This is a genomic window from Agrobacterium sp. D14, assembly GCF_001526505.1.
Classification (GTDB): domain Bacteria; phylum Pseudomonadota; class Alphaproteobacteria; order Rhizobiales; family Rhizobiaceae; genus Agrobacterium; species Agrobacterium leguminum.
Map to the genome: position 1 here is coordinate 493,933 of NZ_ASXX01000001.1, position 15,091 is coordinate 509,023.

Below are 15,091 nucleotides of genomic sequence, written 5' to 3' on the forward strand. Positions count from 1 at the left end.
TTCGAGTCAAGCATTCCGAAAAGCTGCGACCGATTGGGAATAGACCTCGACACATCCGGCTGCGTCACTACATAAGGACGCGCTGCCATCAAGCCTGTTATTTTTGTCCGAGCCTTGTCATGAGTGAACTGAAGACGATTTCCATCCGTGGCGCCCGTGAGCACAACCTCAAGGGCATCGATCTGGACCTGCCGCGCAACAAGCTGATCGTCATGACCGGCCTTTCCGGTTCGGGCAAGTCCTCGCTTGCCTTCGATACGATCTATGCCGAGGGCCAGCGCCGTTATGTCGAAAGCCTTTCGGCCTATGCGCGCCAGTTCCTGGAAATGATGCAGAAGCCGGATGTCGACCAGATCGACGGCCTGTCACCGGCAATCTCCATCGAGCAGAAGACCACATCGCGCAATCCGCGTTCCACGGTCGGCACGGTCACCGAAATCTACGACTATATGCGCCTGCTGTTCGCGCGTGTCGGCGTGCCCTATTCGCCGGCCACGGGCCTGCCGATCGAAAGCCAGACGGTCAGCCAGATGGTCGATCGCATCCTCGCTTTCGAGGAAGGCACACGTCTTTATATTCTCGCGCCAATGGTGCGCGGCCGCAAAGGCGAATATAAAAAGGAACTCGCCGACCTGATGAAGAAGGGCTTCCAGCGCGTCAAGGTGGATGGCCAGTTCTACGAAATCGCCGACGTGCCCGCCCTCGACAAGAAATACAAGCACGATATCGACGTGGTGGTCGACCGTGCGGTGGTGCGCCCGGATATGGCGGCGCGCCTTGCCGACAGTCTCGAAACCTGCCTCAAGCTCGCCGACGGGTTGGCGGTCGCGGAATTCGCCGACAAGCCCCTGCCGCCGGAAGAAACCGCCGCCGGCGGTTCCGCCAACAAGTCGCTCAACGAGACCCATGAGCGTGTACTGTTTTCGGAAAAATTCGCCTGCCCCGTTTCCGGCTTCACCATTCCGGAAATCGAGCCGCGGCTGTTCTCCTTCAACAATCCCTTCGGCGCCTGCCCGAGCTGCGATGGCCTCGGTTCGCAGCAGAAGGTGGATGAAAACCTGATCGTGCCGGAGCCGGCCCGTACCCTGCGCGACGGCGCCATCGCTCCCTGGGCCAAATCCTCCTCGCCCTATTACAATCAGACCTTGGAAGCGCTCGGCAAGGCTTTCGGCTTCAAGCTGTCGAGCAAGTGGTCGGATCTTTCGAAAGAGGCGCAGCACGCCATCCTGCAGGGCACCGATGACAAGATCGAATTCAACTATCAGGACGGCGCCCGCTCCTACAAGACTGTGAAGAATTTCGAAGGCATCGTGCCCAATCTGGAGCGTCGCTGGAAAGAGACCGACAGCGCCTGGGCGCGTGAGGAAATCGAACGCTACATGTCGGCGGCCCCCTGCCCGGCCTGCGCCGGTTATCGCCTGAAGCCGGAAGCGCTCGCCGTCAAGATCAACAGGCTGCATATCGGCGAAGTCACCGAAATGTCGATCCGCACCGCGCGCGACTGGTTCGAGGTGCTGCCGGAAAGCCTCAACGCCAAGCAGAACGAGATCGCAGTCCGTATTCTTAAGGAAATCCGCGAGCGCCTGCGTTTCCTCAACGATGTCGGGCTGGATTATCTCAGCCTGTCGCGCAATTCCGGCACGCTTTCCGGCGGTGAAAGCCAGCGCATCCGGCTCGCCTCGCAGATCGGTTCGGGCCTCACCGGCGTTCTCTATGTTCTCGACGAACCGTCGATCGGCCTGCACCAGCGTGACAATGCCCGCCTGCTCGATACGCTGAAACATCTGCGCGATATCGGCAATACCGTCATCGTGGTCGAACATGACGAGGATGCCATTCTGACGGCGGATTATGTCGTCGATATCGGCCCGGCCGCCGGCATTCATGGCGGTCAGGTGATCGCTGAAGGCTCACCGCAGGAGGTGATGGCCAATCCGAAATCGCTGACCGGCAAATATCTCTCCGGCGAGCTCGGCGTCGCCGTGCCGGCGGAGCGCCGCAAGCCCAAGAAGGGCCGCGAAATCAAGGTTTTTGGCGCACGCGGTAATAACCTGAAGAATGTCACGGCCGCCGTGCCGCTCGGTGTTTTCACGGCCGTAACCGGCGTTTCGGGCGGCGGCAAGTCCACCTTCCTGATCGAGACGCTCTACAAATCGGCGGCTCGAAGGGTGATGGGTGCGCGCGAAATCCCGGCCGAACACGACCGCATCGACGGTTTCGAATTCATCGACAAGGTCATCGATATCGACCAGTCGCCGATTGGCCGCACGCCGCGTTCCAACCCGGCCACCTATACCGGCGCCTTCACGCCGATCCGTGACTGGTTCGCCGGTCTGCCGGAAGCGAAGGCGCGCGGTTACGCGCCGGGCCGTTTCTCCTTCAACGTCAAGGGCGGCCGCTGCGAGGCCTGCCAGGGCGACGGCGTCATCAAGATCGAGATGCACTTCCTGCCTGACGTCTACGTCACCTGCGATGTCTGTCACGGCAAGCGTTACAATCGCGAGACGCTCGATGTCACCTTCAAGGGCAAGTCCATCGCCGATGTGCTGGATATGACGGTGGAGGAAGGCGTGGAGTTCTTCGCCGCCGTGCCGGCCGTGCGCGACAAGCTGCAATCGCTTTTCGATGTCGGCCTCGGTTACATCAAGGTCGGCCAGCAGGCCAATACGCTCTCCGGCGGCGAGGCGCAGCGCGTCAAGCTCGCCAAGGAACTCTCGAAGCGCTCGACGGGCCGCACGCTCTATATTCTCGACGAACCGACGACCGGCCTGCATTTCCACGATGTCAACAAGCTCCTGGAAATGCTGCATGCGCTGGTCGAACAGGGCAATTCCGTCGTGGTGATCGAGCATAATCTCGAAGTCATCAAGACGGCTGACTGGATCATCGACATCGGACCCGAAGGCGGCACGGGCGGCGGCGAGGTGGTGGCGACCGGTACACCGGAAGACATCGTCAAGGTCGAGCGCTCCTATACCGGTCACTTCCTGAAGGAGCTTCTGGAGCGCCGGCCGGCCGGAAAACGGGAGGCTGCGGAGTAATCCGCAGCTTTCGTCGCAAGGGTTCGATAGGCCGAAGGCCGGAGGAGGAACAGCATATGTCGACATCAGGCACGATCCGCACCGGTATCGGCGGCTGGACCTTCGAGCCATGGGAAGGCACATTTTATCCGGAAAAACTGCCGAAGAAGCGCCAGCTGGAGCATGCCAGCCGGCAGCTCACGGCCATAGAGGTGAACGGAACCTATTACAGCAGCCAGAAGCCGGAAACTTTTGCCAAATGGGCTTCCGAAGTGCCCGAGGATTTCGTCTTCTCGCTAAAAGCAAGCCGCTTCGTCACCAATCGCAGGATTCTGGCCGAGGCCGGTGAATCGATGACGAAGTTTCTGACACAGGGACTAACGGAACTCGGGTCCCACCTCGGCCCGATCCTCTGGCAATTCGCGCCGACGAAAAAATTCGACGCGGAGGATTTTGGCGCATTTCTGTCCCTGTTACCCGAGAAGCAGGACGGCATCCGTCTTCGCCATGTCGTCGAGGTGCGCAACGAGACATTTCAGGTTCCGGAATTCATCGATCTTCTCGCCAGGCACAAGGTCGCGGTCGTCTGCGCCGATCATCATGACTATCCGATGCTGCCGGATGTGACGGCCGATTTCGTCTATTGCCGCCTGCAGAAGGGCGAGGACGATATCAAGACCTGTTACCCGAAAAAAGACATTGACCACTGGGCCGAGCGGGTAAAGACCTATGCGAAGGGCGCCGTGCCGGGCGATATGCCGCTGATAGCGCCGGATCGGAAGGTTGAAAAGACACCACGCGATGTCTTCGCCTTCTTCATCACCGGCGGCAAGGTCAATGCGCCTGTTGGTGCGCAGGAACTGCAAAAGGCGGTCTGAACTCTTTCAGCCCGCCATGTCTTTCGTCGGGCTGAAATCGATGGCCGCGAAAGCTGCCTCGATCACCTCCGGGCCAGCGCCCGGCCGGGTGGCATCGCTGGAGAGGATTTGCCGGAAACGGCGCGCGCCGGGCATGCCCTGAAACAGCCCGACCATGTGGCGGGTGACGTGGTTGAGACGTCCGCCCGCGGCGATATAGTCGGCGGCATAGGCCATCATCGCGTCACGCAGCGCTATCCAGTCCGGCTGGCGGGCCTCGTCGCCATAGATGCGATGGTCGACATCGGCAAGAATGGACGTGTTGTGATAGGCGGCACGGCCGAGCATCACGCCATCCATATGCTGGAGATGTTCGCTCGCCTGATCGAGATCGGCGATACCGCCATTGATGCCGATAAAGACATCAGGGTTTTCCCGCTTCATGCGATAGACGAGATCATAATCGAGTGGCGGCACTTCGCGGTTTTCCTTTGGCGAAAGCCCCTGCAGCCAGGCTTTTCGCGCATGAACCCAGACCGCGTCCGCGCCTGCCGCAACAACCCGCTTCAGAAAATCCGGCAGAACCGCTTCCGGCTGCTGATCGTCCACCCCGATCCGGCATTTCACCGTAACCGGCACGCTGGCGACAGCCTTCATCGCGGAGACACATTGCGCTACCACCTCAGGCTCGCGCATCAGGCAAGCGCCGAAGGTGCCGGATTGCACGCGATCCGAGGGACAGCCGACATTGAGGTTGATCTCGTCATATCCGTAATCGCCGGCGATCCGCACCGCCTCGGCGAGCTTGGCCGGATCGGACCCGCCAAGCTGTAGCGCGACGGGATGTTCCTCAGGGTGATAACCGAGCAGCCTGTCGCGCTGGCCATGGATGATGGCGTCGGCGACGATCATTTCGGTATAAAGCAGCGCACGCTTCGACAATTGCCGGTGCAGAAACCTGCACCTCGTGTCGGTCCAGTCGATCATGGGGGCCACGGCGAAGATTTTTTCGCCGCTTGCAAGCGCTTGTCTGTACATGAATTAACCTCTTTGCGCCGGCTTCTACAGCAAAGGACCGTAAAAAGCCAGTTTTGCAGGCAGGGTCATTTTGAACTGGAAATCGCCCCGGAATCGCGGGACAAGAATTGCACCGAAAAAGACGACAGGAAATCGACATGGCCGCCACCGTCATCCCCGCTCCGAAACCCGTTCTCCTGCCTGTTGAAGGCACGGGCGATCTGTTCCCCGTCCGGCGGGTCTATTGCGTCGGCCGCAATTATGCCGATCACGCCATTGAGATGGGCCACGATCCCTCGCGCGAGCCGCCCTTTTATTTCCAGAAAAACCCGGACAATCTGCTGCCCGCCGGTCAGGACTTCCCCTACCCACCGCTGTCATCGAACGTGCACTACGAAGTCGAGTGTGTCGTGGTTCTGAAAAGCGGCGGTGCCGATATCCCGGCCTCCGAGGCGCTGGGCCATGTCTGGGGTTATGCCGTCGGCATAGACATGACCCGTCGCGACCTGCAGGACGGCCTGAAGAAGATGGGCCGCTCCTGGGAAGGCGCGAAGGCCTTCGAATATTCCGCACCGGTCTCCCCCATCGTCCCAGCAGACAGGATCGGCCATCCCGCTACCGGTGCGATCTGGCTCGACGTCAATGGCGAACGCAAGCAGACGGGCGATCTTGCCCAGATGATCTGGAAGGTGCCGGAAGTGATTGCCGAGCTTTCCAAGCTGTTCACGCTTACCGCCGGTGACGTCATCATGACCGGCACGCCGGCCGGCGTCGGCCCCATCGTGCGTGGCGACCGGATCGAATGCGGCGTCGAGGGTATCGGCACGCTGGGCGTCACGGTTGCCTGAGGCCGTCGAAGAACAAAAGGGAGGACACCACCATGCCGCTTTACCGCCTCGCCGACCGGGTGCCACAGACCCCTGCGCCTGATCGCTATTGGGTTGCCCCCGACGCCAATGTCATCGGCTCGGTGACGCTCGGCGAGGATGTCGGCATCTGGTTCGGCGCAACGCTGCGCGGCGATAACGAGCCGATCAGCATCGGGCGCGGCACCAATATTCAGGAGGGCGTGATGGTGCATAGCGATCCCGGTTTTCCCGCCGTCATCGGCGAAATGTGCACCATCGGCCACCATGCCATCGTGCATGGCTGCACCATTGGCGACAATTCGCTCATCGGCATGGGCGCGACGATCCTGAATGGCGCAAAAATCGGCCGCAACTGCCTCGTCGGCGCCAATGCGCTGGTGACGGAGGGCAAGGAATTTCCGGACAATTCCCTGATTGTCGGCTCGCCGGCGCGCGCCATCCGGACGCTGGATGATGAGGCCGCCGCGGGGCTTCGCCGCTCGGCGGAAAAATACATCGAAAACTGGAAGCGTTTTTCGAAAGATCTGGCGATCATCGAAGGATAGGAAACGGCGGGCATCCACGCCCGCCCTGCCGTGAGACTAAGCCGAGCAGGCGGCGCAGAGGCCGCGAATTTCAATGGTGGTCTTTTCCGCCTTGAACTTGCTGTCCTTCACCCAGCGCTCGAGGCGGTGGTCGATTTCATGATCGTGGAACTCCGTCACCTGCCCGCAGGATTCGCAGATGGCGAAAGCCACCGTGCCATGGTGGTGCGAGCAGCACTCCGCCTGCGTATGGGTGCAGGCAACGAAGGCGTTGAGACTCTCAAGCCGGTGCACGAGACCAAACTCAACCAGCTTTTCCAGCGCCCGGTAAACCTGCAGCGGCGCACGAAAACCCTCATCCCGTAGCTTGTCGAGGATCATATAGGCGCTGAGCGGCTGATGCGCGTTTGAGAGGGCATTCATGACCAGCGACTGGTTCTTGGTGAGGTTCTGCTGGGTCTGCGCATTCATGATTTGCCTCCTTCATCCGCGGCGCGGGAAAAACCCGGCGCCGGCAACAGGCTTATAACGAAGAGGATAACCGCGGCAACCACGATGGATGGGCCGGACGGCGTATCGTAACTGAGCGAGCCGAACAGGCCGCCGACAACGGCGACCGCGCCGATCAGCGAAGCCACCACCGCCATCACCTCAGGCGTCGCGGAAAAGCGTCTGGCGGTCGCCGCCGGTATGATGAGCAACGACGTGATGAGCATGATGCCGACCACCTTCATGGCAATTGCGATCACCAGCGCCATCAACAGCGTGAAGATCAGCTTTGCGCGCTCCGGGTTCAACCCCTCGGCTTCGGCCAGCTCCGTATTGACGGTGGAGGCAAGCAGCGACCGCCACAGGAACACCATTGAGACAATGACCACCAGCCCGCCGCCCCAGATCAGGGCGATATCGCTGCGGGTAACGGCGAGAATATCGCCGAACAGGAACGAGACGAGATCGATGCGCACCCAGCTCATGAAAGCGACGATGACGAGTCCTATCGCCAGTGCCGAATGGGACAAGATGCCAAGCAGCGCATCGGCGGAGAGCGCCTGACGCCGTTGCAAAAAGAGCAGCAGGATCGACACGGCCGACGCCACCAAAAAGACGCTGACGATGAGGTTGAGCTGCAACAGCAGCGACAGCGCGACGCCGAGCAGCGCCGAATGGGCCATCGTATCGCCGAAATAGGCCATGCGACGCCAGACGACGAAACAGCCGAGAGGACCGGCAGTGAGCGCAACGCCGATACCGGCGACCATGGCGCGAACGAAGAAATCGTCAAACATGGCGCTCTCCCTGTCCGTGCCTGGATGGCGTATGGCCCTCATGCTCATGGCCGCAGCCGCAGTCGTCATGGCTGTCGTGGTGGTGGCCGTGGTCATGCATATGATGGTGCCCATCCTCGGGGTGGCAATGATCGGTCACCGAACCATCCGCATGCTGCACTCGGCCATCGGGCAAATGGGTATGATCGTGATGGTGGCTATAGACGGCAAGCGCCTTGGCTGCGGCGCCGCCGAACAGCCGCATATATTCCGGGCTCTGGCTCACCGCCTGCGGCGTGCCCCGGCAGCAGACATGGCCGTTCAGGCAAATGACGGTGTCTGTTTCCGCCATTACCACATGCAGGTCATGCGATATTAACAGAATTCCGCAATTATTTGAATTTCTGATATTTTTTATCAGATCATAGAGCGCGATCTCGCCGGAGAAATCGACACCCTGCACGGGCTCGTCAAGAACCAGCAGATCGGGCTTGCGGGCGATGGCGCGGGCCAGAAGCGCGCGCTGGAACTCGCCGCCGGAAAGGTGCTGCACTTCCGCATTGGCGAGATGCGCAATGCCCGTCGCATTCAGCGCCGCGTCGGTTTCGCGGGCTGGCAGCGGCCCGGTCAGCGTCATCAGCCGGCGCACCGAAAGCGGCATGGTCCAGTCCACGGAAAGCTTCTGCGGCACATAACCGACCTTCAGACCGGCAATGCGCGAAACCTCGCCCTCGGTCGGCTTCACCACGCCGATCGCCATTTTCGCGCTGGTGGATTTGCCGGAACCGTTCGGCCCGATCAGCGTGACGATCTCGCCTTTGCTGACGGAAAACTCCACGCCGCGCACCAGCCAGCGGCCGTTGCGCTGCACGCCGGCATTGGCAAGGGAAACCAGTATCTCTTTGCCCCGATGGGCGGAATGAAGCATGGGATTGTCCGTTCGGCGATGTTGCTTACCGCTATTGCATACGTTATAGAGTTACGCAATAAATGTAATAACATAACTATACTTCTTCAAGTGGAGTGCATTTCATGAAATCGTTCCTGATCCCGCTCATGGCATCAGTGGCAATAGCGGCCGCCGCTTCCGGCGCCACCGCCGCGCCCGATGTCGTGGTCTCGATCAAGCCCGTCCATTCCCTCGTCGCCGCCATCATGCGGGGCGTCGGCGAACCGCAGCTCATCGTCGACGGCGCGGCTTCGCCGCACACCTATAATCTCAGACCGTCCAATGCCCGCAAGCTCGAAAAGGCCGATGTGGTCTTCTGGGTTGGGCCGGGACTGGAAGCATTCCTGGAAAAGCCGCTCGAAGCGCTTGCCAGCAAGGCAACCGTGGTGGAACTGGAAGACGCAAAGGGTCTGGAAAAGCTGCCCTTCCGCGAAGGCGGCCCCTTTGAAGCACATGACCATGGCGATGAAGGCCACGAGGCGCATGACGGCCACGCTGAAGAGGAAGGCGCGCACGATCATGGACACGACCATGCGGAGGGTCACGGGGACCATGACCTCGGCGCATATGACACCCATCTCTGGCTCGATCCCGCCAATGCCAAGGCCATGGCGCAGACGATAGAAACCGCGCTGATCGCGGCCGATGCCGGCAATGCCGCGACCTATCAGGCCAACACCAAAAAACTGATCGACGACCTCGATGCGCTCGACGCCGAACTCAGGGAAACGGTCAAGCCGGTGAAGGACAAGCCCTTCATCGTCTTCCACGATGCCTATCAATATTTCGAGCATCGTTACGGCGTGAAGACGGCGGGGTCGATCACCGTCAGCCCCGAAACCCTGCCAGGTGCTGACCGCGTCAAACAGATGCAGGAAAAGGTTCGCCAGCTCGGCGCAACCTGCGTCTTCGCTGAACCGCAATTCGAGCCGAAGCTGATTTCGGTCATCACCGAAGGCACCGCCGCGAAATCGGCGACGCTCGATCCGGAAGCAGCGACACTGGAACCCGGCCCGGACCTCTATTTCAAGCTAATGCGCGGCATTGCAGGCTCGCTGAAGGATTGCCTGTCCTGATGCACATTGCCGCCTCTAACGCCCCGGTTCCGTCATTCCGGCTTTGAGCCGGAATACGGTCGAGGCGTGAATTATCGGAATAATATATATTTTAAAACAGTTACTTGCGGTTGAAATATAAAGTACTGCATAAGGAAATGAAGCGCGACAATCGCTGGTAGAGACGTCGCGCCATTAATCGCAAAGCAACTCATTACGGCTTCGGTGCCATCGAAGACCAGACAGGGCTGCTGATGCTCTGCAAGGTTTCCGGCGGCGCGCCGTTGATGCGCGCCAGAAGGGCCTTCGCAAGCTCCCTGCCCGCCAGCTTGATATCCTCATTGACGGTGTGGATCTGCGGTTTGATCCAGTTCAGGAACTCGGCGGACTGTTTCGAGACGATATCGATATCTTCGCCGATCCTCACACCTGCCGCTTCGAAACCCGCCACCAGCGCAATGGTGCTGCTGCCGCTGATCGAAACGATGCCGTCGGGACGGTCATCCGATTGCATCAGCCGCTGGCCGAAATCGCGGATTTTCTCGAGTGGCGTTTCGATGGTGATGGCATCCAGCGGAAATTCGCTAAGGCCGAAATCCCTGATTGCCCTCAAGAACCCCTTGCGGGCGTGATCGTGGAACGAAAACCGCGATGGCGGCACGACGACGGCGATCCTTTTACGCCCGCATTGCGCCAGCCGCTCGACCGCCTCATAGGCATAGGCCTCATTGTCGAAATCATGAAAGGCATGGTCGATGCCCATATCGGACCGCCCATGGGTGACGAAGGGCATGTTGCGCTCCGTCATGAAACGAACGCGCGGATCGTTGGGCTCGATCTTCGAAATAATGACCCCATCCGCCGAACCGGTATCGAGAATATAGCGGATCGGCACCATGGAATCCTTGGCATGGATGTGGGGCGTCACGACCAGATGATATTGTGTCGTGGAAAGAACCTCGGTGATGCCGAAGACCATCTGGCTGGTGAAACCCATCAGTTCTTCATCGACGCTCAGCACAAGGGCGATCACATTGGTCTTGCCGGTACGAAGGCGCACCCCGGCGCGGTTTGGCTGGTAGCCGATCTGCCTTGCGATCAGCCGCACGCGCTCCTTGGTTTCAGCGCCGATATCGGGCGCATCCTTCAGTGCGCGCGAGACGGTGGTGATGCCGAGACCCGTCATATAGGCGATTGTCTTCAAGGTCGGACGTTCGCCCGTGGTCGCGGGTATGTCGTCCCTGCCGGATTTGCCAGTATCGTTCATGTCATTTCGCCACGCTTTACCGAACGGTAATCATAGATAGCTTTTGCTCCGTTGCAAAGGCAAAGGTCTGCGGTCTTGTCCGGCTATCGGCCAATTCAGCTAAAACGATATAGGTCCGGAAAATATTTCCCGACTGCGATCCTTTTCTTACGGGGCCAAAAGTCCGAATATCATGGAATAAAAATCCTCATTATACAGATTAAAAAACTTACATAAAATACTAATATAAAATGATAAATATAACGAGTTACTGAGCGAGAAAACGTCATTATCAAGACCCGGCGTTCCCCGGATTTTTTCATGTTACTGATTCCCACTCAAAGGAATGACGGAACGATTGTTTTACGGTAACGTTGCCGAAGGGAGGAAATCGCAAAGCCGGATAAATGTGAGGCAGCCGCTTTGCGAGCGTCCATTCTCCCCAGATTCTGACACAAGCCTGCACCATGATGCAGGCCAGTCTTCTTCGAATTCATATTATGCAGGGTCCGATTATGATTTCTTCTTCCTCGCCCGAAACCGTCATCGATCTGGCCGGGTCCTGGCGCCTGACCTCGATGGAAGGAGACCACGCCACCCAGCTTTCCGTCCCGGGCGATGTTCACACCGCGCTCAAAAATGCGGGCATCATTCCAGATCCCTATCACGGCGCCAATGAGAAGGCGGTACAATGGGTCGCGCAGCAGGACTGGATCCTCGAGCGCACATTCATTCTCGATGAGGCGGATGCCAGCTGGTATCTCGATATCGATTACCTCGACACCGTCGCCATCGTCTTCGTCAACGACATCCCCGTCCTGAGCGCCGACAATTGTTTCCGCCGTTACCGCCCGGATGTTTCGCGGGCTGTGCGGCCGGGTGAAAACACCATCCGCATCCATTTCCATTCCAACATCGCGGCCGGCGCGGAACGGCAGGCGCGGCAGCCTTTTTATATTCCCTATCACCCCGGCAATTCGCCGATTGCCAATGGCAACATGCTGCGCAAGCCGCAATGCCATTTCGGCTGGGACTGGAATATCGCGATTGCGCCGCTCGGCCTTTACGGCAAAATCCTGCTGAAGCGCCTCGATACAGCCCGCATCGAACATGTCGTCACCTCGCAGCACCATGTCGAAGGCGGTGTGGAACTGCATGTGGCCGTCACGCTATTTGCCGAAGGCCCCGCGAGCCTACCGGTCTATCTGTCGCTGAATGACGAAAGGCTCAGGCTCGATTGCGGCGTCGGCGCCGGCGAAACGGTGGTGCGTCACGTCTTCTTCGTGGAAAATCCGGAGCTCTGGTGGCCAGCCGGCAGTGGCGAACAGACGCTCTACGGGCTGACGGTGGAATTGCCCGATGAGGCCGTGACCCGCCAGATCGGCTTCAGGACCATCGAGCTTCTGACGGACAAGGACGAGGCAGGCAGCCGCTTCGCTTTCCGCATCAACGGCCGGGAAATCTTCTGCCGCGGCGCCAACTGGATCCCCGCCGATGCGCTTTATTCGCTGACCAGCCGGGAAAAGACCGAAGACCTTCTCTGCTCTGCGGTCGAGGCCAATATGAACATGATCCGCGTCTGGGGCGGCGGGTTCTATGAGGAAGACTGGTTCTACGATCTCTGCGACCGCCTCGGCCTGCTGGTGTGGCAAGATTTCATGTTCGCCTGCAATCTCTATCCCTGCAGCGAGGACTTCCTCGACAATGTCGAACACGAGGTCGATTATCAGGTGAAACGCCTCTCCTCGCATCCCTCCATCGCGCTCTGGTGCGGCGATAACGAGCTGGTGGGTGCGCTGACCTGGTTCGATGAATCCCGCAACAATCGCGACCGTTATCTCGTGGCCTATGACCGCCTGAACCGCACCATTGAGCGGGCGCTGAAAAAGGCCGCTCCCGAAGCGCACTGGTGGCCATCGAGCCCCGCCTCCGGTTATCTCGATTATGGTGATGCCTGGCACGCGGATGGTTCCGGCGACATGCATTATTGGTCCGTCTGGCACGAGAACAAGTCGTTCGACAATTACCGCTCCGTGAAACCGCGCTTCTGCTCCGAATTCGGTTTCCAGTCCTATACATCCATGCCCGTCATCCGCACCTACGCGGAAGACCGGGACATGAACATTGCCTCGCCGGTCATTGAGCTGCACCAGAAGAATGTCGGCGGCAATGAGCGGATTGCGGGCACCATGTTCCGTTACTTCCGCTTCCCGAAGGATTTCGAGAATTTCGTTTATCTCAGCCAGGTGCAGCAGGCGCTGGCCATCCGCACGGCCGTCGATTACTGGCGCTCGCTGAAGCCCCATTGCATGGGCACGCTTTATTGGCAGCTGAACGACACCTGGCCGGTCGCCTCATGGTCGAGCCTCGATTATGGCGGCGGCTGGAAAGCGCTGCATTATGCCGCCCGCCGTTTCTTCCAGCCGGTTACGGTCTCGGCCATACCTTCAGAAGATGGACGCCGGGTGAGCTTCTCCATGGTCAACGACACGGCGGAGGATGTGGAAATCGACATGAACATCGTTGCCCTGACCATGGACGGCAACCGCGTGCCGCTGAAATCGGCCAACGGCACCTGCGCGACCGACAGGGCCGCCATGCTGACCGATATCGACATGGACAGCCTGCCTGACGGCGCCGTCCTTGCCTGGAGCTTCATCGCGTCTAACGGAATGACCGGCGAAGGCCACCATGTGCGCGACACCTATAAGGCACTGGAGCTTCAGCCCGCCGGCCTGACATTCACGACCAACACACTGAAAAACGGCCAGTTCGAAATCGATGTTACCGCCACGGGTCTCGCCCTCTTCGTCATGCTGGAGGCAGATCAGCCCGGACGTTATTCCGACAATCTCTTCGATCTTGCCGCCGGCGAAACGCGCCGTATCATCTTCACCCCGAAGGCGGACGGCCCCCAGCCGCATTTCCGCATCTTCGATCTTCATACCTGCCAATCCTCGCCCAATCCCGGCATTGAAACCATGCGGAGAAAGGCATAACCATCCCTCTCGGGAATGACAGGTGAACCCACGCCTGTCTTCATCGGTTCAAAAGGTTGCCGGGTTCTCCGGCAGCCAGTCATCAGCAAGCGGAGGAAGACCCATGGTTTGGCAACCGGCCGAAAACCGATATGCATCCATGAAATATAATCACTGCGGCAAGACCGGCCTGAAGCTGCCGGCGATTTCGCTCGGGCTCTGGCACAATTTCGGCAACGACACGCCGCACCAGACCAAACAGGCCATTTGCCGCCGCGCTTTCGATCTCGGCATCACCCATTTCGATCTCGCCAACAATTACGGCCCGCCGCCCGGCAGCGCTGAAACCGCCTTCGGTGAAATCCTGAAGACGGATTTTGCCGGCTATCGCGACGAGATGATCATCTCCTCCAAGGCCGGTTACAACATGTGGCCCGGCCCCTATGGCGAATGGGGCAGCCGCAAATACGTAATCGCCTCCTGCGACCAGAGCCTGAAGCGCATGGGGCTGGACTACGTCGATATTTTCTATTCCCACCGCTTCGACCCCAATACGCCGCTTGAGGAAACCTGCGGCGCGCTGGACCAGATCGTGCGCTCGGGCAAGGCGCTTTATGTCGGCATCTCGTCCTACAATTCGAAGCGCACCCGTGAGGCCGCCGCGATCCTGAAGGACCTCGGCACGCCCTGCATCATCCATCAGCCGAGCTATTCGATGATCAACCGCTGGATCGAGGAAGACGGGCTCGTCGATACGCTGGAAGAACTGGGCATCGGCTCCATCGTCTTCTCCCCGCTGGCGCAGGGCATGCTGACGACGAAATATCTCGGCGGCGTGCCGGACGGCAGCCGTGCCGCGCAGAGCAAGTCGCTCAACCCGGCTTTCCTCAACGAGCGCAATGTCGAGAACATCCGTGCACTCAACAGCATTGCCGAGCGGCGCGGCCAGACGCTGGCGCAGATGGCGATTGCCTGGGTTCTGCGCGGCGGCCGCATCACCTCGGCGCTGATCGGCGCAAGCCGTGTCGAACAGGTCGAGGATTGCGTGAAGGCGCTCGACAAGCCGGATTTCACGGCCGAGGAACTTGCCGAAATCGACCGTTACGCCAAGGAAGCGGATATCAACCTCTGGGCAAAATCCGCCGAACGGGTCTGACGGAGGAGAGACCGCCCGGTTCCGCCGGGCGGTCTGCACATTGCAAAAGCCGGGCCAAAAATCTCAAAACAAAAGATTAACTCCCACCCCTAACCGTTAACAACCATTACATAAATGTAATTTTAAATTCAGTTTCCGTTCATTCGTTTATTCGT

12 protein-coding genes are annotated in these 15,091 nt (G+C 59.5%); 7 read left to right on the forward strand and 5 right to left on the reverse strand.

Going from position 1 to position 15,091, the window contains the following annotated elements; all coding sequences use genetic code 11:
• The first annotated feature begins 119 nt into the window (after positions 1-119).
• Complete coding sequence (gene uvrA, locus L901_RS02430; protein WP_020809937.1) at positions 120-3,041, forward strand: excinuclease ABC subunit UvrA; 2,922 nt, start codon at positions 120-122, stop codon at positions 3,039-3,041.
• A gap of 56 nt (positions 3,042-3,097) precedes the next feature.
• Positions 3,098-3,898, forward strand: a complete 801-nt coding sequence (locus tag L901_RS02435) for a DUF72 domain-containing protein (protein ID WP_059753035.1) — start codon at positions 3,098-3,100, stop codon at positions 3,896-3,898.
• A 6-nt stretch (positions 3,899-3,904) separates the two neighbouring features.
• Here L901_RS02435 and dusA read toward each other — a convergent pair whose 3' ends face one another.
• On the reverse strand, positions 3,905-4,915 hold the full coding sequence (gene dusA, locus L901_RS02440) for a tRNA dihydrouridine(20/20a) synthase DusA (RefSeq protein WP_059753038.1): 1,011 nt from the start codon (positions 4,913-4,915) through the stop codon (positions 3,905-3,907).
• 137 nt (positions 4,916-5,052) lie between these two features.
• Here dusA and L901_RS02445 point away from each other — a divergent pair, with 137 nt between their 5' ends.
• Both L901_RS02445 and L901_RS02450 read left to right on the forward strand, forming a co-directional pair.
• A complete protein-coding gene (locus tag L901_RS02445) occupies positions 5,053-5,742 on the forward strand; it encodes a fumarylacetoacetate hydrolase family protein (RefSeq protein ID WP_059753040.1) in 690 nt (229 codons plus the stop codon).
• 32 nt (positions 5,743-5,774) lie between these two features.
• Complete coding sequence (locus L901_RS02450) at positions 5,775-6,308, forward strand: gamma carbonic anhydrase family protein (RefSeq protein WP_003525039.1); 534 nt, start codon at positions 5,775-5,777, stop codon at positions 6,306-6,308.
• A 36-nt stretch (positions 6,309-6,344) separates the two neighbouring features.
• Here L901_RS02450 and zur read toward each other — a convergent pair whose 3' ends face one another.
• From zur to znuC, 3 genes are read right to left on the reverse strand one after another with little or no spacing between them, the layout of a single operon-like run.
• A complete protein-coding gene (gene zur, locus L901_RS02455) occupies positions 6,345-6,758 on the reverse strand; it encodes a zinc uptake transcriptional repressor Zur (RefSeq protein WP_020809932.1) in 414 nt (137 codons plus the stop codon).
• The gene (znuB, locus tag L901_RS02460; protein WP_020809931.1) at positions 6,755-7,573 is read right to left on the reverse strand and encodes a zinc ABC transporter permease subunit ZnuB; all 819 of its coding nucleotides are present in this window, start codon (positions 7,571-7,573) and stop codon (positions 6,755-6,757) included. Before znuB ends, zur begins: the two co-directional genes overlap by 4 nt.
• Positions 7,566-8,480: a zinc ABC transporter ATP-binding protein ZnuC gene (gene znuC, locus L901_RS02465; protein ID WP_059753043.1), complete on the reverse strand. Its 915-nt coding sequence runs from the start codon at positions 8,478-8,480 to the stop codon at positions 7,566-7,568. The genes znuB and znuC overlap by 8 nt, the downstream gene beginning before the upstream one ends.
• Before the next feature lie 104 nt (positions 8,481-8,584).
• On the opposite strand from znuC, the gene znuA reads away from it, so the two are divergent.
• Entirely contained in the window at positions 8,585-9,577 is a 993-nt protein-coding gene (gene znuA / locus L901_RS02470) for a zinc ABC transporter substrate-binding protein ZnuA (protein ID WP_059753046.1), read from the forward strand.
• A gap of 193 nt (positions 9,578-9,770) precedes the next feature.
• Here the strand turns inward: znuA and L901_RS02475 are convergent, their stop codons facing one another.
• Positions 9,771-10,823 (reverse strand): LacI family transcriptional regulator, encoded by a 1,053-nt coding sequence (locus tag L901_RS02475; RefSeq protein ID WP_059753048.1) that lies wholly within the window; start codon positions 10,821-10,823, stop codon positions 9,771-9,773.
• Positions 10,824-11,302: 479 nt separating this feature from the next.
• Between L901_RS02475 and L901_RS02480 the strand changes: the two genes are divergently transcribed.
• Positions 11,303-13,801, forward strand: a complete 2,499-nt coding sequence (locus L901_RS02480; RefSeq protein WP_059753051.1) for a glycoside hydrolase family 2 protein — start codon at positions 11,303-11,305, stop codon at positions 13,799-13,801.
• Positions 13,802-13,904: 103 nt separating this feature from the next.
• A complete protein-coding gene (mgrA, locus tag L901_RS02485) occupies positions 13,905-14,936 on the forward strand; it encodes an L-glyceraldehyde 3-phosphate reductase (protein ID WP_059753054.1) in 1,032 nt (343 codons plus the stop codon).
• Positions 14,937-15,091 lie beyond the last annotated feature (155 nt).